Origin of the sequence: Sphingomonas sp. GC_Shp_3 (assembly GCF_026540945.1) — a bacterium.
Classification (GTDB): domain Bacteria; phylum Pseudomonadota; class Alphaproteobacteria; order Sphingomonadales; family Sphingomonadaceae; genus Sphingomonas.
Map to the genome: position 1 here is coordinate 43,523 of NZ_JALNUT010000001.1, position 18,120 is coordinate 61,642.

The window sequence follows — 18,120 nt, forward strand, 5'->3', positions numbered from 1 at the left end:
GGGAACGGTGCCGTTGCGGGAACTGAATAGGCTTGAACAACACACTGTCGTTGAGAGGGCCGATCTGGCAAAGCCGGGCCATCTTCTAGTGGTGCGGGACAGGTTGATGCCTTTTCATCTCGATCGATTCAACCTCGACGCCTTCGTGGCGTCGACGCTTGCCGAGGATCTGGGGGAGGGCGGCGACATCACCGCCACTGCCGTAATCCCGGCAGAGGCGCGGTTCAGCGGCGTGATGGATAGCCGCGATGCCATCGTCGTTGCCGGGCTCGGCGTGGCGGAGGCGTTCTTCCGCGCGCTCGACCCAGGCGTGGTGATCGAGCGGCTGGTCGAGGATGGCGACAGCGTTTCCCCTGGCACCGACTTGCTGCGGCTTCGCGGATCAGCACGTGCGATGCTCACCGCCGAACGGTCTGCGTTGAACACCGTGCAGCATCTGTCCGGCGTGGCGAGGATGACCCGCGCCTATGTCGATGCGATCGCGGGGACGGGCGCGACCCTGCTCGATACGCGTAAGACCATCCCGGGCCTGCGCGTACTGGAGAAATATGCAACGCGAATGGGCGGCGCGACCAATCACCGCATGGGGTTGTGGGATTCTGCGATGATCAAGGACAATCACGTCGCGGTGGCGGGGGACATCGGTGAGGCGGTGCGGCGCGCGAAAGCGGCAGGGATCGCCAGCATCATCGCCGAGGTCGACACAGTGGAGCAGATCGCGCCCGCGCTGGAAGCCGGAGCGACGCACCTCCTGCTCGACAACATGCCGCCCGCGGTGTTGCGCGAGGCGGTGGCGCTGGTGGCCGGCCGGGTGCCGACCGAAGCGTCGGGTGGGGTTCGGCTCGACACGATCCGCGCCATTGCGGAAAGCGGCGTTACGTATGTAAGCGTCGGTCGGATCACCCAGTCGGCGCCGGCTGCCGACATCGGTCTTGATTTCGCCGCGCTTTCCTGACTTTCGCGGGCGCATGGTTGAGGGGACGACGCGCATGAAACTCTATCGTATCTTGCCGCTGCTTGCGGTGGCGCTGCCCGGGCTCGCACAGGCGCAGGCGCTGCAATGTGCGATACCCGCGTCAGTGCCGCGCCCGCACCCGGAACTTCCGTCCGACAAGGAACCGGTGCGGAACTTACCGATCGGCAGCTACACACTCGCGCTGACCTGGGCACCGGAATATTGCCAGGCGCATCGCCGCGATAACAGTGCCGATATGGAATGTGGCGGTGGCAACCGTTTCGGTTTCACGCTGCACGGGCTGTGGCCGGACGGTGTCGGCCCGGAGTGGCCGCAATATTGTCAGGCTACAGCGATCCTGCCCGCCGCGCTGATCAAGCAACATCTGTGCGCGACCCCTTCGGCCCAGTTGATGCAGCACGAATGGGCCAAGCACGGCACCTGCATGCCCAACGCACCGGCGGATTACTTCAAGCGCTCGACCGGGTTGTACGCCAAGCTGCGCTATCCCGATATGGACGCATTATCCCGTAAGGCGCTGACGGCAGGCGCTTTCGCGGCGGCGTTTGCAGCCGCAAACCCGGGACTGCCTGCCAGTGCGATCCGCGTCACCGCGAATGGCAAGGGGTGGCTGAACGAACTGTGGCTATGCCTCGACCGGAGTTTCGCTTTTGAACGGTGCAAGCCGAACTCTGGCGGCGTCACCTCGGGGACGGCGTTGAAGATCTGGCGCGGGCGGCGCTAGGAAATCGCGAGAAACGTCGGCAGATACTGGTCGCGATCCACAGCCAGCCGCCTAAGGTTGGCTAGCGCTGCTCGACGATAACACTCGACGGGAAATGCTTGTCGAGGTGGCGCCGGATGATCTTCAGATTGCGTGAATTCGAGCGGAACAGCGCGTCCGGAATGGCGCCGACGAACGGGATCAGGCCCAGGGCGAAGTCCACGCCAACGTTGCCCATCATCCGCGCCATCTGCGTCTTGGACATGCCGAGATTGCGCGCTTCCCAAACCATGTACGCCCCCATTGCCGCGCCGACCGCGTCACCGCCGATCGGAATTAGATCCAGGATCACGTCGAGGCCGATTTTCCGGTTGATTCCGGGGATCACGAACAATCCTTCGAGCAGGTGCTCCAGCGCTTCGATACGCTTGCGCACAGCCGCCACATCGGTCCCGACATATCCGGCGGCGCGGCCGTGCAGCGGTTCGGGCTTGATGCGGGTGGCCTGGGTCATGGAACCTCAATTGGTGTCGGAGCGCAGCCGATTCAACGGGTGCCACGCGCGCGAGTTCCCCGTCCACGCCTTCAGCCGCAGCGACACCAGCGACCAGCGCAACGGCTGCGCCACCGGGACGTATGCTACATCGGCGGCGAGCGCGGCATCGGCCTCCGCGATGTGGCGCGCGCGCTCGGTCAACGTCGGCGCGTCCCGTGCGGCATCTAGCGCAGCCTGCGCGATGTCGCTGCACGGCTGGCACGCGGTGGCGAGGTACCACCGCGCGCTGTCGTACGGCGCCACCGCATCGACCAGCCGGAGTGCCGCAGGCTCGTTCCAGCCGACGCGCTGCGGTACGATGCCGATCCGGATCAGGGCTGCGGCGACCTGAGCGTAGAGGGTCGTCGCACCTGGCCCGGCGGGCAGCGCCACGCGCAGCACGAGCGGCTCCGGATGACCCTGCCGCCACTGCCGCACGCGCTCGGCGGGTGACAACACCGCGTCGTCGCCCAACTGCCATGCCGGCACCGCCGGCGGTGCCGCCGAGTCGAGTTGCTCGGGCAGGATCGTCGGCGTCGAAGCCCAGCCCGGCGCGAATGCGGCGACGACCGCGTTGCGATCGATGCCGCGCGCAACTGCGGCGCGGTTCGCGGGATCGGCGAGAAAGCCGCTACGGTCCGCGATCGCGAACCCGAACAGCCCGGCAGCGGGATCGATCCTGACGTTTGCAGGCGCGATCGTCGTTTGCGCGAGCAGCGGCCAATCCGCGAACGTGCCGCCACTCACCAGATCCGATCGCTGATGTGCGAACCGCAGGATCGCCTTGGCCGCGCGCTCCCCGATCAGGCGGACGGTCGCTTCGGGCGGCGGGGTGTCGTCGCCGTCGTCGCTAGCCTGTTCCAAATCGGGCGCGGGGCGTAGCACCAGCCGTGGACCGCGCGCGGCGACGATGCGAAATGGACCGCTGCCGCCCGGCGGCGCGGCGCGAACGATCGCCAGTTCGGGCTGCGCGAAGAGTTTCAGCAGGTCAGGTCGCGGACGCGTGAGCCGTACTTCGATGACCTCCGGCGTCATCTCGACGATCTCGTCGATGGCGGTGAGAAACGGGCGTAGCGGGTTGCGTGAGGTGCGGGCGAGCTGTCGCTTGAGGATCGCCACTACCTCAGCGGCGGTGACCGGCTTGCCGTCGCTCCACGCCGCGTCGCGGATGCGGAAAATATAGCTCATGCCGCCGTCGATCACGGTCCAACGTTCGGCGACGCCGGGCTCGATCTGGCCGCTTGCATCGAACCGGACCAGCCCTTCCGCTACGGAATCGAGCAGCAACCGGTCGGGCCCGGCAAGCCCGCCACGGACCGGATCCTTCAGTTCGGGCCGTTCGCCGATGACGCTCGCCACGACCGCGCCCGCGTCACGACGCACGTCGCACCCGGCGAGGCCAAAAAGCAGCATGAAGGCAAGGCGGCGGCGCATCGGCGACCCTATTGCCACCGCTTCGCTGCTGCCGCTACCGCGCAAAGCACGCCGACTTCGCATTCGCGATTCCGCTCCTCGGCTTGATCGGGCGAGCCAAACGGCTCCACTGGGAGCGGTTGCAGGTCTTGCGTTGGCGTCGATCATACGTAATCCGCAACGCATCCAAGCTCTTGCTTCACCGCTTGAACTTGACGGTGAACGAATGCGATAATCCTGTTGAAGCATTGGCCGGTTCTATTGACAGTGATGGGCCGACCGTGCTGGTAGCGCTATCAAACCGATAGACGAGCGGAGTGGGATATGAGGGGCGATACCGCGATTGTTGCGAGCCTGCCGGCTGACTGGCGGAGCGGGCGTTTTCTCGGCCGCGTGGAGACCCACGCTGGCCCCAGCCCGGTGCTGGTGCTGGAGGGCGAGGTGTTCGACATGTCGCAGGTCGCGCCAACCGTCTCGGCGCTGGTTGAAGCTGGCGATTTCTCCGGCAAGGGCGGCACGTCGCTCGGCACGCTCGATGCCGCCGATATCAAGGTACTCAGCCCGGTCGATCTTCAGTGCGTCAAGGCGTGCGGCGTGACGTTCGCGGTGTCGGCGGTGGAACGTGTCATCGAGGAGCGTGCGCGTGGCGATTGGGCGGCGGCGGGCGCGATCCGTGACAGCCTTGAGGCGCGCGTGGGCGGCTCGATCCGTTCGGTGCAGCCGGGTTCGTCGGAAGCGGCCGAGCTGAAGGCGGCGCTGGTCGAAGCCGGGCTGTGGTCGCAATATCTCGAAGTCGCGATCGGCCCGGATGCGGAGGTGTTCACCAAGGCGCCGGTGCTTTCCACCGTAGGGCCGGGCGACGAGATCGGCATCCGTTCCGATTCGAGCTGGAACAACCCCGAACCGGAAATCGCATTGCTGGTCGACAGCAAGGGCCAGGTGGTGGGCGCGTGTCTCGGCAACGACGTCAATCTGCGCGATTTCGAAGGGCGTTCGGCGCTGCTGCTCGGCAAGGCAAAGGACAACAATGCGTCCTGCTCGCTCGGCCCGCTGGTGCGGTTGTTCGACGACAGCTTCACCATCGACGACGTACGCAAGGCCGAGGTGAAGCTGACCATCGCCGGCGAAGACAATTACCGGCTCGAGGGTGCCAGCAACATGGCCGAAATCAGCCGTGATCCGCTCGATCTCGTCAAGCAGACGCTGAGCGAACATCAATATCCCGATGGCTTCGTGCTGTTTCTCGGCACGCTGTTCGCGCCGGTGCAGGACCGTGACGAGCCGGGCCGTGGCTTCACCCACAAGGTCGGCGACACCGTGACGATCGAAAGCGACCGGCTTGGCCGCCTCGTCAATCGGGTGGTGTTCTCGCGCGACGCCGCGCCGTGGGAGCTCGGCATCGGCGCGTTCATCGCCAACCTCGCCAAGCGCGGCCTGCTTGGGCACGCGGCATGAGCGGGGCAGTCTACCCAAGTCTCAAGGGCAAACGCGTATTGGTGACGGGCGGCGCCACCGGCATCGGCGCCGGCCTCGTCGAGGCGTTCGCGCGGCAGGGCGCGCGCGTCGCGTTTCTCGATATCAACGCGGAAGCCGGCGAGGCGCATGCCGCGCAGTACGAGGGTGTCGTGTTCCGCCCGTGCGATCTGCGCGACCTTTCGGCGCTGCAGGGCACGATCGACGCGATCCTTGGTGAGTTCGGCGGCATCGACGTGCTGGTCAACAACGCGGCCAGTGATGATCGTCATACCATTGACGAGGTGACGCCCGCCTATTGGGACGAGCGGATGGCGACCAATTTGCGCCACCTGTTCTTCGCCGCACAAGCGGTGGTGCCGGGCATGCGCGCGAACGGCGGCGGCGTGATCCTCAACTTCGGTTCGATCAGCTGGCATCTCGGCCTGCCCGGGATCGCGCTGTACGAAACCGCGAAGGCGGCGATCGAAGGCATGACGAAGGCGATGGCGCGCGACCTCGGCCGCGACAACATCCGCGTATCGACCATCGTGCCGGGCAACGTGCAGACGCCGCGCCAGGAACGCTGGTACACGCCGGAAGGCGAGGCGGAGATCGTCGCCGCGCAGTGTCTGGACGGGCGCATCCAGCCCGCCGACGTGGCGGCACTGGTGCTGTTCCTGGCATCTGACGATGCTCGCATGTGTACCGGTCACGATTATTTCGTCGATGCCGGCTGGCGCTGATCGCTGATCGCGGTACGAGTACGGAATACGAGGGGTCGGCAAGGACCGACGGGGCATAACAAGGAGCAGGATGTGACAGGAACGGCGGCAATTTCGCCCGGACAAAAGCTGAATATCGGCTTCATCGCCCTGATCGTGGCGGTGGCGACGATCGGCGGCTTTATGTTCGGCTACGATTCGGGTGTCATCAACGGCACGCAAAAGGGGCTGGAGGCGGCGTTCTCGCTCGGCAAGTTTGGTCTCGGCATCAACGTCGGCGCCATCCTGGTCGGTTCGTCGATCGGTGCGTTCCTCGCGGGGCGGATGGCCGATGCGATCGGCCGCCGCAACGTGATGATGCTGTCGGCGGTGCTGTTCCTTATCAGCGCGCTGGTCGCTGGCGCCGCAGGCAGTTCGTTGATCTTCATTTGCGCGCGCATCCTCGGCGGCCTCGGCGTCGGGGCGGCAAGCGTGATCTCGCCGGTCTACATCTCGGAAGTGACGCCGGCGGCGATCCGCGGTCGCCTGTCGAGCGTGCAGCAGGTGATGATCATCACCGGTCTGACCGGCGCGTTCGTCGCCAACTACGCGGTGGCGCGTTATGCCGGTGGATCGACTGCGGACTTCTGGTTGGGTTTCACCGCCTGGCGCTGGATGTTCTGGCTGCAGGCGGTTCCGGCCGCGATCTATCTGACGGCGCTGTTCTTCATCCCGGAAAGTCCGCGCTTCCTGGTCGCCAAGGGTCGTGAGGCCGAGGCGCACACCGTGCTGACCAAGCTGTTCGGCTCGAACGAGGCGGACCGCAAGGTCGCTGAAATCCGTGCGAGCCTCGCCGGCGATCACCACAAGCCGAAGATGTCGGACCTGATCGACAAGACGACCGGCAAGATCCGCCCGATCCTCTGGACGGGTATCGGTCTGGCCGTGTTCCAGCAGCTCGTCGGCATCAACGTCGTGTTCTACTACGGCGCCACACTTTGGGAGGCGGTTGGTTTCTCCGAAAACGACGCCTTGATGATCAACATCCTGTCGGGTGTGCTGTCGATCGCTGCATGCGTGTTCACCATCGCGACCGTCGACAAGATCGGCCGCAAGCCGCTGCTGCTGATCGGTTCGGCCGGCATGACGGTGACGCTCGGCACGGTCGCCTGGGCGTTCTCGACGGCTGTGACCGGCGCCGATGGCGCCGTGGCGCTGCCGGGCAGCAACGGGCTGATCGCGCTGATCGCCGCCAACCTGTACACCGTGTTCTTCAACATGAGCTGGGGCCCGATCATGTGGGTCATGCTCGGCGAGATGTTCCCGAACCAGATTCGCGGTTCGGGGCTGGCGGTATCCGGCTTCGCGCAGTGGATCGCCAACGCGGTGGTCTCCGTCAGCTTCCCGACGCTCGCCAAGACGCCGGGTCTCGCGGTCACCTACGTGGGATATGCCACCTTCGCGGCAATCTCGTTCTTCTTCGTGCAGAAGATGGTCCGGGAAACGCGCGGACGCGAACTGGAGGCGATGGAAGGCTGAGTGCCGCGCCGCTCCCCGTCGGGGAGCGGCAGTACGCCAGACACGAAGAGGGGCGGCCGCTTGGCAAAGCGGCCGCCCCTTTTTGTTAGCGGGTCAGAGCGCTTCGCGCGCGTGTTTGGCGATCTGTATCGCGACGTCGTGGTGCGGGGATCGCACGGTCGGCCGGCGACGAGGCGCGGCGTCGGACTGGCGGCGGATCAGTTCGTACTCGGCAAGCAGATGTTGCGAGGGCACACCCGTCTCGTCCGCCTTGCGCGCCTTGATCTCGCGGACGAGCAGGTCGACCGCCATGCGCGACATATCGGTGACGGGCTGACGGATCGTGGTCAGCTCGGGCCAGATCGTGGTGGCAAGCGCGGTATCGTCAAACCCGCAGACGGTCAGATCGCCCGGCACATCCAGCCCACGCCGGTGCGCGATCGCCACCGCCGCCGCCGCCATGTCGTCATTCGACGCGAAGATCGCGGACGGCGGATCGGCAAGCTCCAGCAACTGGTCTGCCGCGTCGAGGCCGGATCGATAGGTAAACAGCCCCTCGGCGATCAGCTCCGGCGCGTCGGCGAGGTTCAGATCGGCCAATGCCGCGCGATATCCCTCCAGCCGCTCACCGCTCGCAGTAAGATTGCGGTTGCCGGTGATGAACCCGATCCGCCGATGGCCAAGCGATCCCAGGTGTCGCGTCATGTCATACGCAGCCTGGCGATCGTCAATGCTGACCGACATCGCCCAATCCGGCGCATGACCGGTCGACAGAGCGACGATAGGTATGTCGCAATCCGCCAGCGCCTCCAGGATCACCTGTGAGTCGCCGAGCGGTGGCGGCAGTACAAGGCCGTCGATGCGGCCGCGCAGCAGGTGTTCGATCGCCGCGCCTTCGGTGCCTTCCTCGTCGCATTTCTCGACGATGATCTGCACGTTGGCACGGCTCGCCTGATCGAGGCTGCCAACCAGCAACGCGCTCAGATAGGCGAAGCTGGGGTTGGAATAGAGCAGGCCGATGCGAATTTCGTCGCCGCCTGCCAGGGTGCGCGCTGCGGCACTTGGCCGGTAGTTGAGCGCGGTGATCGCCGCCTCGACGCGACGTCGCGTCTCGTCGCGAACGTTCGCCTCATGGTTGATGACTCGGCTCACCGTCATCGGTGATACGCCCGCCTTGGCCGCAACATCGCTGATCGTCGGCACATTGCGTTGGCGCCGGGGGCGGGGTTCCTTCACATGCAAACCTTTCGCACAGCAGATTACGGACACGCGACATTTGCGCAAGGCCGATGCGCGCAACTTTCCCGGCATGTGCAGTCGTGCGGCAGTATATGGGCGATTACTGCCGCGCCGTCTCGATCATTTTCCTTGGCCCGGCGCCAATGGAAAGCTCAGTTGCTTGTACCACGTCAAATCGTGCTGCGGCGGCGCCGCGCCGGCTGGAAGCGGCAAATGGTTGACCGACATCCAGTAAGCAAGGCTTGCATCGCGCCACCATCGCGCCTCGCGCTCCTGCACGGCGAGATACGTGGCGGTCTTCTGCCAGCGTTCCGCATCGATGAGCGGCTTCAAAGTCGCCCAGCGCGTACGCATGTCGGCGACGTAAGCAACGCCGCGATCATAATCCGCGACCATTTCGGCCCATAACGTGCGACCGGACGCCATCTTGCGATCCCACTTCACATGATGAAACCAGAGCAGGTCCCGCTCCGGCGTCAACGCGGGATCGGCGAAGATCTTGGCGACCGGCGGGGCGTATTGCGCAACCGCGTTGCTGCCCGTGGCGGTGCGGTCGAAGCCGATGCCACCCGCATCCGCATGATTGTAATATGTCGGGTTCCATTCCGGCCGCTTGAGATCGGAGATCCACGGTCCTGGTCCGTAATGGCCTGATGTACTCATTTGATGCGCAAGCCCGAGCGGCGTCATGTAATCGACCACCGCCTCGCGGGAGCCTTGCATCATCTGCGTGACGGTACCGACGACGCGCGGGTTGGTGCCGAACGTCTGCTCCGCCCATTCACGCGCGATCGTTTGGGACGACAACGACGGATCCCACGCCAGCCGACCGAACGCATACCAGTTCGCCTGGTTGAACGTCGATCCGGACCAATCGCGGTCACGCCCGATGTTGGCGACCCCGGCCATGCCGGTCAGCGTATGCCCTTCCAGCGACCCGTCGATGACCTTGGCGACTGTGGAGCCCGGTCCCTTCTCGAACGTGTCGGCGTCGAGGGTTTCCGTGAACAGTGGCCCAAGGTAGGCGAGGTGCGTCGCGAAGCCGAGATATTCCTTGGTGATCTGGAATTCCATCATCAGCGGCGTCTTCGGCATAGCCCCGAATAGCGGATGGAATGGCTCACGCGGCTGGAAATCGATCGCACCGTTCTTGACCTGCACGATCACGTTGGGCGCGAATTTCCCGTCGAGCGGCTTGAACTCGTCATAGGCCTGTTTGGCGCGGTCCTCTGCGTTGGTTTCGGCATAAACGAAGGCGCGCCACATGATGATGCCGCCATGCGGGGCGACCGCCGCCGCCATCATGTTGGCGCCATCGGCGTGGGTACGGTGGTAATCGCGGGGGCCGGGCTGACCCTCGCTATTCGCTTTGACGAGGAAGCCGCCGAAATCGGGAATGGCGCGGTAGATCTCGTCCGCCTTCGCCTTCCACCAAGCGGCAACCTGAGGGTCGAGCGGATCGGCGGTCTTGAGGCCGCCAATCTCGATCGGTGCGGAGAAACGCGCCGACAGATACACCTTGATACCATAGGGCCGGAACACGTCGGCGAGTGCGGCGGCCTTGGCGATATAGGGCGCCGTCAAGCTGGTCGGACTGGCGTTGACGTTGTTTAGGACGGTCCCGTTGATGCCGATCGACGCATTGGCGCGGGCGTAATCCACGTAGCGCGGATCACGGAAATCGGGGAGGGTCCACCAGTCCCACAGCGATTGCCCCGCGTAGCCGCGTTCCACCGTGCCGTCGAGGTTATCCCAATGATCCAGGACGCGCAGTTTGATACGTGGGCTTGAGGTCAGCGTCGCGGTGGCCAGTGCGTTCCCGGTATGCACGTAGCGGATCAACGCGAAGGCCCCGTAGAGGATCGCGCGATCGCTGTTGCCGGTAATCAGCGTCACCGCGCGCCCGCCGATCCACACCGGTCGCACTGCATAGCCTTCCTCGCCCAGCGTACCGAGACCGAGCTTCAGCGCGGTCACTTGAGGGGAGGTGGTGCGCGCGAGCAGCACCTCCCGCGCGCCCGCGGGTAGCCCACGGCGAAGTTCGGCGGCGGCGACGCTGAGTGTCGGCGTGGATTGCTGCGCGACGACCGACGTTGCGGCGTGCTCGCCGTTTCGCAGCCACAGGTCGTAGCCGTCATCGGCATGGGCAACGCCACTGGTCATACCAAATATCGCAACTGCGCCCAACAGCGATTGAATTGCCTTCACATGCCTCTCCTTGGTGCCGCGTCGCCATTGACAACCGCCCGTATCCTCGTGATTGACAGGGGTATCATCAGCACGGCACCACAGCAATGCCGCGCGTGAACACGCGGGAGGAAGTGCTGGGATGGAACACACGCCTGCGGCCAATCGGCAGTCGAGGGACTGTTCACACCCATTTTGCACTTCCCCAGCGACGCTTCTGTCGGCATATGACCTGACCAATTCTAGGAGGCTGGTCAGATCATGAAGCTCAGCGCTGTAAACAGCCGCCGCAGTCTCCTGCGTCTGACTGCCGACAGGTCGATGGCGACACTCGCCGCGCAGCGCAAGCGTTGCCGCCGCCCTGGACCGCGTACGCACCGCCTGAGCGATGCCGCCTTGAGTGAAGTGATCGAGTCCGACCTGCCCGGCATCGTGGCGGCGCCGAGATGCTCCGACTTTGAAACCATCAATCTTGAATTCGCCTGAGGATAGTCATGCCAAAGATCGTTTCCGCCCGCGTCATCATCACCTCGCCGGGACGTAACTTCGTCACGCTCAAGATCGAATGCGACGACGGCACTACCGGGGTCGGCGATGCGACGCTTAATGGCCGCGAACTGGCGGTGGCGAGCTATCTCGCCGATCATGTCGTCCCGTGCCTGATCGGCCGTGACGCGCACCGTATCGAGGATATCTGGCAGTATCTCTACAAGGGTGCATATTGGCGGCGCGGCCCGGTGACGATGAGCGCGATCGCCGCAGTCGACATGGCGCTATGGGATATCAAGGGCAAGATCGCCGGTCTGCCGGTCTATCAACTGCTCGGCGGTGCGGCGCGTGAGAACGTGATGGTGTACGGTCACGCCAACGGCACGACCATCGAGGATACGATCGCCGCTGCGCTCGAATATCAGGCGCAAGGCTATAAGGCGATCCGCATTCAATGCGGTGTGCCCGGCATGCCCTCCACCTATGGTGTGTCCAAGGACAAGTACTTCTATGAGCCCGCCGACGCCGATCTGCCGACCGAGAACGTCTGGAACACGAGCAAGTACCTTCGGATCGTGCCCGAGCTGTTCAAGGCGGCACGCGAGGCGCTCGGCTGGGACGTGCACCTGCTCCATGACATTCACCATCGGTTGACGCCGATCGAGGCGGGGCGGCTCGGTAAGGATCTCGAGCAATACCGTCCATTCTGGCTCGAGGACGCCACTCCGGCCGAGAACCAGGAATCGTTCAAACTGATCCGCCAGCACACCACCACGCCGCTGGCGGTGGGGGAGATCTTCAATTCGATCTGGGACTGCAAGGATCTCATCCAGAACCAACTGATCGACTATATCCGCGCCACCGTGGTCCACGCCGGCGGCATCACGCACCTGCGCCGCATCGCGGCGTTCGCGGACATGTATCAGGTCCGCACCGGCTGCCACGGCGCGACCGATCTGTCGCCGGTATGCATGGCGGCGGCGCTGCACTTCGATTTGTCGGTGCCGAACTTCGGCGTTCAGGAATATATGCGCCACACACCCGAAACCGACGCGGTATTTCCGCACGCCTACACGTTCGAAAACGGCGCGATGCATCCCGGTGACGCGCCCGGCCTGGGCGTCGACATCGACGAGGAACTCGCCAAGGGGTACGAGTACAAGCGCGCGTTCCTGCCGGTAAACCGTCTTGGAGACGGCACGATGTTCAGCTGGTGATCGCTGCCGTGCGAATGTTTTCACCGTTACGATTCCCAGTGTAATCCTCGGGGCCGGTCGCCTGGCCGGCCCCGTTTTCTTTTGGAGGATCCGCGATGCGTCCGATGTTGAACTTTGCGCTGTTGCTGCTGAGCACGGGCGGTGTCGCCACCGCCGCACAGGCGGCAGGGCCCGGTTGTTCGTGGCAGGCGGCCTGGGCGTCCTCGCAAATGGCGCCCGCCACCGCCGACGCTTTGCCCGCCAATGGGATGGCCGGCGCCACGCTGCGCGAAGTCGTCCGCCCGACGCTTGCGGGCAAGACGCTGCGGGTGCGGTTTTCCAACGCGTTCGGGCGGGAGCCACTCGTCATCCTTGGTGCGGGCGTGGCGCGTTCCGCCGACAACCACAGCGATCGCATCGTCGCCGCATCGCGGCGGACGCTGACATTCTCAGGCATGAACAGCATCACCATCCCGGCCGGCGGCGACTGGCTGTCGGACCCTGTATCGTTCGATCTTGCCGCGTTCGACGATCTCGCAATCTCCCTGCGCGTCAACGGCGATGTGGCGAGCCAGACCTCCCACCCGGGGTCGCGCGCGACCTCATATCTCGCGCCCGGCGACAGTGTCGCGGCGGAAAGCCTGCCCGGCGCGACCAAGTTCGACCACTGGTACATGCTATCCGGCGTGGAGGTGCAGCGGTGCGCGCCACCGAATGGCGTCGTCGCGCTGGGCGACTCGATTACGGACGGCCACGGCGCCACCACGAACGGCAACGATCGCTGGACAGACGTGCTGGCGCGGCGGCTCGGCGGCCAGACGGCGGTGCTGAATGAAGGGATCGGTGGCAACCGCGTGTTGCTCGATGGACTCGGACCGAATGCGGTGTCGCGGCTCGACCGCGACGTGCTGGCGCTGCCGGGTGCGCGCTCCGTCATCCTGCTGGAAGGGATCAACGATCTCGGTACGTTCACCCGGCTGGAGACGAAGACACCCGAGCAGCGCCGCGCCTTCGTCGCGCAACTGACGGCGGGGTACGCGCAAATCGTCGAGCGGGCGCATGCGCGCGGGATCAAGGTTTATGGCGCGACGCTGACGCCGTACATGGGCAGCGACTACTACCACCCCGACGCGGGTAGCGAGGCCGACCGCCAAGCGATCAATAGCTGGATCCGTGCGCCCGGCCACTTCGACGGCGTGGTCGATTTCGACAAGGTGACGCGCGATCCCGCAGATCCGTCGCGCCTCGCGGCGGCGTTCGATTCAGGCGATCACCTGCATCCCGGCCCCGCCGGCTACAAGGCGATGGGTGATGCAGTGCCGCTGGCGCTACTGCGGTAACGTTTGCGAAAAGCAAGCGTTCAGCTCGGCCCGTTCGCCGCGGGCAACACCCTGCACCAAACGAAAGCAGGCCCGGAACCACGCGGTTCCGGGCCTGCTGTTTTGGAGAGAACGGGGAGGGGCAACCCTCCCCACCCGATCACACGAAGCGGTTGACGAGGTTCTCGAGCCGCTCCTGCTGGCCCGACCGCGGCTTGGGATCAAGCTGCTTCTCGACTGCGAGGTCGGCGATGCCGGCAAGGTCCAGCCCACCGATCTGCGTACCGAGATCACCCGTCCAGCCGGCATAACGCTCGGTCTTGATCTGGTCGACGCGACCGTCCTCGATCAGTGCGGCCGCCGCGAGCAGGCCGCGCGCCACCGTGTCGATGCCGCCGATATGACCGTAGAACAGGTCGACCGGGTCCATCGACTGGCGCCGCACCTTCGAATCGAAGTTGAAGCCGCCATCGGTGAAGCCGCCGGCGCGGATGATCTCGACCATCGCCAGCGTCAACTCTTCCGCCGAGTTGGGGAATTGGTCGGTATCCCAGCCGTTCTGATGGTCGCCGCGGTTGGCGTCGATCGAACCGAACAGGCCGAGCGCGTTGGCCGTCGCGATCTCATGCTCGAAAGTGTGGCCGGCGAGGGTCGCGTGGTTCGCCTCGATGTTGACGCGCACTTCGTTCTCGAGGCCATAGCGCTTGAGGAAGCCGTACACCGTTGCGGTGTCGAAGTCGTACTGGTGCTTGGTCGGCTCGTGCGGCTTCGGTTCGATCAGGATCGTGCCCTTGAAGCCAATCTTGTGCTTGTGCTCGACGACGAGGCTCAAGAAACGCCCGAAATTGTCGAGTTCGCGCTTAAGATCGGTGTTGAGCAGCGTCTCGTAACCCTCGCGACCACCCCACAAAACGTAGTTCGAGCCGCCGAGCCGATGCGTCGCCTCAAGTGCGTCACGCACCTGCATCGCGCCGAATGCATAGACCTCGGGGTCGGGATTGGTCGCGCCGCCGGCGGCGAAGCGCGGGTGGCTGAACAGGTTGGCGGTACCCCACAGCAACTTGCGGCCCGATGAAGCCTGCAATTTCTCGAGGTGGTCGACCGCTTCGGCGAAGAACTGGCGATGCTCGGTGACGTTCTTGGCATCGGCCATCACATCGACGTCGTGGAAGCAGTAGAATGGCAGGTCGAGCTTCTGGAAGAAGTCGAACGCGACCTCACGCTTCATCGTCGCGGCGGCGCTATCGTTGGCGCCGGCATGCCACGGGCGGTTGAAGGTGCCGCCGCCGAACACGTCGCTGCCCGGCCAGCAGAAGGTATGCCAGAAGCATGCGGCGAAGCGGAGGTGATCCTCCATGCGCTTGCCGAGGACCATCTTGTCCTTGTCGTAGAACCGATAGGCCAGCTCGTTGGTGCTGTCCGGGCCTTCGTACGTGATCTTCGGGATATTGGCGAAATAGTCGATGGCCATCAGGCACTCCTGGATGCGTTGAGAGGGGTGATCTTGGAATAGGCTTGGCGGAACGCGTCGAGCTTCGGAGCGAGCCGGTCAACCAGAGATGCGTCGGGTTCGATGGTATGCGCGACCGGTGGTGCGACGCAGACCTCCGCCGGGCTGCCGCCATCGACGGCAAGCTGCGCGAGCCGCGCCGCGCCGAGCGCCGGGCCGACCTCGCCGCCCTGCAGATAGACCAGCGGCGTGTTCAGTGCGGCGGCCAACGTCTGCCCCCAGTAGCGCGAGCGCGCGCCGCCCCCGATCACCGACAATTGCTTCACCTCGGTGCCGGCACCGCGTAGCGCGTCCAGCCCATCGGCCAGCGCGAACGCGACGCCTTCCAGCACCGTCTGCGCGAGCCGCTCCGGCCCGGTATCGTTGTCGAGGCGGAGGAACGCGCCGCGCACCTCGGCATCGTTATGCGGGGTACGTTCGCCTGACAGATACGGGAGGAACAGCTCCGGGCCGCTCGCCGGGCCAACGGTTTCGGCGCGCGCGAACAGATCGGCGGCACCGGCCGCACCGGTCAGCCGCGCCACCCAGTCGATGCAGGACGCGGCCGAGAGGTGCACCGCCATCTGGTGCCACATCTCAGGCAGGCAGTGGCAGAAGGCGTGGACCGCGCTGGCAGGATTGGGCTTGAAGCGGTCGTTCGCTACAAAGATCACGCCCGACGTGCCGAGCGACAGCAATGCATCGCCATCCTTGACCACGCCGACGCCGGCCGCGCCTGCCGCATTGTCACCGCCGCCGCCGGCGACCGGCACCTGCGGCACGCCCCACAGTTCGGAAACCGCCGCGCTCAACCGTCCGGTCGCGTCCGGCCCTTCGACCAGCGCGGGCATCTGGCTCACGTCCAGCCCGCACGCGGCGAGGAGTTCGTCGCTCCACCTGCGACCAGCCACGTCCAGCCACAGCGTGCCGGCGGCGTCGGACATGTCCGATGCCTTTTCGCCGGTCATCAGCAGCCGCACGTAATCCTTGGGCAGCAATACCAGCCGGGTTTTGGCGAACACCTCCGGCTCGTGCTTGCGCACCCACGCCAGTTTCGGCGCGGTGAAGCCGGGCATGACGATGTTGCCGCCGATCGTGCGGAACGCGGGCGTCGCCGCCTCCAGCTCGGCACATTCGGCGGCGCTGCGGCCATCGTTCCACAGGATCGCCGGGCGCAGCGGCTTGTCGTCCGCGCCGAGCAGGGTCGCGCCGTGCATATGCCCGGCGAGGCCGATGCCGCGCACTTCGCGCCGCACGTCCGCGTCGATCGCCTGCACGGCGGCGGTGGTCGCCGTCCACCAGCTATCCGGGTCCTGCTCCGACCACAAAGGCTGGGGACGCTGCACGGTGAGCGGGGCGGTGCCTTGCCCGATCACCGTGCCATGTACGTCTATCACGACGGCCTTTACGCCCGACGTGCCGATATCGATGCCGAGGAACATGCGGGCTTATTTCACCATCGGATCGATGGTCTTGATCGAACCATCGGGATTGAAGAACAGCTCGGTCACCTTGACGTTGCGCAGGTGGTTCTTGTTGCTGAGCTGCGTGTCGGCATAGAACAGCCACCACTTGCCGGCGTCCTGGATGATCGAATGATGCGTCGTCCACCCCTGCACCGGCAGCAGGAAATGCCCGCGATATTTGAACGGACCATATGGGCTGGTGCCGGTCGCATAGGCGAGGAAGTGCGTGTCGCCGGTCGAATAGGTGTAATAATAGGTGCCGCCGCGCTTGAACATCCACGAGCCTTCGAAGAAGCGCTTGTCATGTTCGCCGCCCTTCACCGGCTGGCCGTCCGCGCCTAGGATCACCGCGTTGCGCGGCTTCTCGGCAAAGCTCTTCATGTCCGCGTTCATCCGCACGACCTGACCCGACAGCGCGGGCTGGTCGTCCTTGAGCAGATCGGTATCGCTGCCGTTGGGATCGTACACGCCGTTCTTCCAGCGCTGAAGCTGGCCACCCCAGATACCGCCGAAATACATGTAGGTCTTGCCGTCTGTGTCGGTGAACACCGCCGGGTCCATCGAGAAGCTGCCGGCGATCGGCTTGGGATCGGCCTTGAACGGGCCCATCGGGTTCTTCGAGGTGGCGACGCCGATCTTGAACGCGCCGAGGCCGTTCTTGTCCTTGGATTTGTCGCGGGCCGGGAAGTACAGATAATAGGTGCCGTTCTTATAGGCGGCATCCGGCGCCCACATCTGCTTGGACACCCACGGCACGTCCTTGGCGTCGAGCGCGACCGGGCCGATCGTGACCGGGCCGCCGATCCGGTCCATGCGCAACACACGGTAGTCATGCATGGCATATTCGTTGCCGAGATCGTCGTCGGGCGTATCGGTCGGCACGTCGTGCGACGGATAGACGTAGATCTTGCCGTTGAAGACGTGCGCCGAAGGGTCGGCGGTGTAGATCGACGTGACCAGCGGCTGAGACAGGAACTTGGATTTATCCGCGCCACCGTTTTGAGCGGTTGCGGCGGTCGCGCCCGCGCACAGCAGCGCGGCGACCATCAGGCGTTTGCGAAATGTCATGCCGTTCATCACCCTCTTTAGCCTTCTCGTGAGGCTCGCATTGAATAGATAGCGCTACCATATCCGCGAAGATCGGCTGTGGCAACGCCGTGTGGGCAGGCTTTGTGCGGGCATAGCAATGCCGCCGCGCTATTAAATGAAGCGGCAGCGCGGCGATGCACGCCGATCTTTTCATACGGCTCGACTAACGCGGCTTCGCGGTGTCTCCGGGGGGTCGGGGAGCTTGGCGACCATGTGATCGCGCGCGCCTTTGCGGAGAAATACGTCACCCAGCCTGTTGCGATGGGTTCGCGAAAAGGCGGGCAGGGGCGGTTGACGTTGCCGGGCGGGTCTGTAGAGCGCTGCGGGTTACGCTCGCGGCGACGC

15 protein-coding genes are annotated in these 18,120 nt (G+C 65.1%); 8 read left to right on the top strand and 7 right to left on the bottom strand.

Going from position 1 to position 18,120, the window contains the following annotated elements; all coding sequences use genetic code 11:
- Nucleotides 1-106: 106 nt before the first annotated feature.
- Complete coding sequence (gene nadC, locus OXR00_RS00240; RefSeq protein WP_267386032.1) at nt 107-955, top strand: carboxylating nicotinate-nucleotide diphosphorylase; 849 nt, start codon at nt 107-109, stop codon at nt 953-955.
- A gap of 34 nt (nt 956-989) precedes the next feature.
- Nucleotides 990-1,700, top strand: a complete 711-nt coding sequence (locus OXR00_RS00245; RefSeq protein WP_267386033.1) for a ribonuclease T — start codon at nt 990-992, stop codon at nt 1,698-1,700.
- Nucleotides 1,701-1,761: 61 nt separating this feature from the next.
- Here OXR00_RS00245 and OXR00_RS00250 read toward each other — a convergent pair whose 3' ends face one another.
- Both OXR00_RS00250 and OXR00_RS00255 read right to left on the bottom strand, forming a co-directional pair.
- Complete coding sequence (locus tag OXR00_RS00250; protein WP_267386034.1) at nt 1,762-2,193, bottom strand: DUF4112 domain-containing protein; 432 nt, start codon at nt 2,191-2,193, stop codon at nt 1,762-1,764.
- A 6-nt stretch (nt 2,194-2,199) separates the two neighbouring features.
- Nucleotides 2,200-3,648 carry an ABC transporter substrate-binding protein gene (locus tag OXR00_RS00255; RefSeq protein WP_267386035.1) on the bottom strand — a complete coding sequence of 483 codons (1,449 nt, stop codon included), beginning with the start codon at nt 3,646-3,648 and terminating at the stop codon, nt 2,200-2,202.
- A 303-nt stretch (nt 3,649-3,951) separates the two neighbouring features.
- On the opposite strand from OXR00_RS00255, the gene OXR00_RS00260 reads away from it, so the two are divergent.
- The 3 genes from OXR00_RS00260 (at nt 3,952) to OXR00_RS00270 (ending at nt 7,322) form a co-directional block, all read left to right on the top strand.
- Nucleotides 3,952-5,082, top strand: coding sequence for a fumarylacetoacetate hydrolase family protein (locus tag OXR00_RS00260; protein ID WP_267386036.1), 1,131 nt, complete (start codon nt 3,952-3,954; stop codon nt 5,080-5,082).
- Nucleotides 5,079-5,825: an SDR family oxidoreductase gene (locus tag OXR00_RS00265; protein ID WP_242151159.1), complete on the top strand. Its 747-nt coding sequence runs from the start codon at nt 5,079-5,081 to the stop codon at nt 5,823-5,825. Before OXR00_RS00260 ends, OXR00_RS00265 begins: the two co-directional genes overlap by 4 nt.
- A 72-nt stretch (nt 5,826-5,897) precedes the next feature.
- On the top strand, nt 5,898-7,322 hold the full coding sequence (locus tag OXR00_RS00270) for a sugar porter family MFS transporter (protein WP_267386037.1): 1,425 nt from the start codon (nt 5,898-5,900) through the stop codon (nt 7,320-7,322).
- A gap of 93 nt (nt 7,323-7,415) precedes the next feature.
- Here the strand turns inward: OXR00_RS00270 and OXR00_RS00275 are convergent, their stop codons facing one another.
- Together OXR00_RS00275 and OXR00_RS00280 are read right to left on the bottom strand one after the other, a co-directional pair.
- Nucleotides 7,416-8,537 (bottom strand): LacI family DNA-binding transcriptional regulator, encoded by a 1,122-nt coding sequence (locus OXR00_RS00275; protein ID WP_267386038.1) that lies wholly within the window; start codon nt 8,535-8,537, stop codon nt 7,416-7,418.
- Between the two features lie 123 nt (nt 8,538-8,660).
- Complete coding sequence (locus OXR00_RS00280; RefSeq protein ID WP_267386039.1) at nt 8,661-10,703, bottom strand: alpha-glucuronidase family glycosyl hydrolase; 2,043 nt, start codon at nt 10,701-10,703, stop codon at nt 8,661-8,663.
- Nucleotides 10,704-10,988: 285 nt separating this feature from the next.
- On the opposite strand from OXR00_RS00280, the gene OXR00_RS00285 reads away from it, so the two are divergent.
- The 3 genes from OXR00_RS00285 to OXR00_RS00295 all read left to right on the top strand — a co-directional run bounded on the left by OXR00_RS00285 (nt 10,989) and on the right by OXR00_RS00295 (nt 13,752).
- Nucleotides 10,989-11,213, top strand: a complete 225-nt coding sequence (locus OXR00_RS00285) for a hypothetical protein (RefSeq protein ID WP_267386040.1) — start codon at nt 10,989-10,991, stop codon at nt 11,211-11,213.
- A gap of 8 nt (nt 11,214-11,221) precedes the next feature.
- A complete protein-coding gene (manD, locus tag OXR00_RS00290) occupies nt 11,222-12,433 on the top strand; it encodes a D-mannonate dehydratase ManD (RefSeq protein ID WP_267386041.1) in 1,212 nt (403 codons plus the stop codon).
- A gap of 95 nt (nt 12,434-12,528) precedes the next feature.
- Nucleotides 12,529-13,752, top strand: a complete 1,224-nt coding sequence (locus OXR00_RS00295; RefSeq protein WP_267386042.1) for an SGNH/GDSL hydrolase family protein — start codon at nt 12,529-12,531, stop codon at nt 13,750-13,752.
- Nucleotides 13,753-13,891: 139 nt separating this feature from the next.
- Here OXR00_RS00295 and xylA read toward each other — a convergent pair whose 3' ends face one another.
- The 3 genes from xylA to OXR00_RS00310 are packed head-to-tail and all read right to left on the bottom strand — an operon-like array spanning nt 13,892 to nt 17,733.
- A complete protein-coding gene (gene xylA / locus OXR00_RS00300; RefSeq protein WP_267386043.1) occupies nt 13,892-15,202 on the bottom strand; it encodes a xylose isomerase in 1,311 nt (436 codons plus the stop codon).
- Nucleotides 15,202-16,662, bottom strand: a complete 1,461-nt coding sequence (xylB, locus tag OXR00_RS00305) for a xylulokinase (RefSeq protein ID WP_267386044.1) — start codon at nt 16,660-16,662, stop codon at nt 15,202-15,204. Before xylB ends, xylA begins: the two co-directional genes overlap by 1 nt.
- A 6-nt stretch (nt 16,663-16,668) precedes the next feature.
- Nucleotides 16,669-17,733, bottom strand: coding sequence for a glycoside hydrolase family 43 protein (locus OXR00_RS00310; protein WP_267387102.1), 1,065 nt, complete (start codon nt 17,731-17,733; stop codon nt 16,669-16,671).
- Nucleotides 17,734-18,120: the final 387 nt, after the last annotated feature.

What these genes read in the sequence shown, in the direction of transcription:
- OXR00_RS00280 (WP_267386039.1), bottom strand. Translation starts at nt 10,703, where the DNA reads ATGACCAGTGGCGTTGCCCATGCCGATGACGGCTACGACCTGTGGCTG.
- xylB (WP_267386044.1), bottom strand. Translation starts at nt 16,662, where the DNA reads ATGTTCCTCGGCATCGATATCGGCACGTCGGGCGTAAAGGCCGTCGTG.
- xylA (WP_267386043.1), bottom strand. Translation starts at nt 15,202, where the DNA reads ATGGCCATCGACTATTTCGCCAATATCCCGAAGATCACGTACGAAGGC.
- OXR00_RS00295 (WP_267386042.1), top strand. Translation starts at nt 12,529, where the DNA reads ATGCGTCCGATGTTGAACTTTGCGCTGTTGCTGCTGAGCACGGGCGGT.
- OXR00_RS00310 (WP_267387102.1), bottom strand. Translation starts at nt 17,733, where the DNA reads ATGGTCGCCGCGCTGCTGTGCGCGGGCGCGACCGCCGCAACCGCTCAA.
- nadC (WP_267386032.1), top strand. Translation starts at nt 107, where the DNA reads ATGCCTTTTCATCTCGATCGATTCAACCTCGACGCCTTCGTGGCGTCG.
- OXR00_RS00245 (WP_267386033.1), top strand. Translation starts at nt 990, where the DNA reads ATGAAACTCTATCGTATCTTGCCGCTGCTTGCGGTGGCGCTGCCCGGG.
- OXR00_RS00285 (WP_267386040.1), top strand. Translation starts at nt 10,989, where the DNA reads ATGAAGCTCAGCGCTGTAAACAGCCGCCGCAGTCTCCTGCGTCTGACT.
- OXR00_RS00250 (WP_267386034.1), bottom strand. Translation starts at nt 2,193, where the DNA reads ATGACCCAGGCCACCCGCATCAAGCCCGAACCGCTGCACGGCCGCGCC.
- manD (WP_267386041.1), top strand. Translation starts at nt 11,222, where the DNA reads ATGCCAAAGATCGTTTCCGCCCGCGTCATCATCACCTCGCCGGGACGT.
- OXR00_RS00255 (WP_267386035.1), bottom strand. Translation starts at nt 3,648, where the DNA reads ATGCGCCGCCGCCTTGCCTTCATGCTGCTTTTTGGCCTCGCCGGGTGC.
- OXR00_RS00260 (WP_267386036.1), top strand. Translation starts at nt 3,952, where the DNA reads ATGAGGGGCGATACCGCGATTGTTGCGAGCCTGCCGGCTGACTGGCGG.
- OXR00_RS00265 (WP_242151159.1), top strand. Translation starts at nt 5,079, where the DNA reads ATGAGCGGGGCAGTCTACCCAAGTCTCAAGGGCAAACGCGTATTGGTG.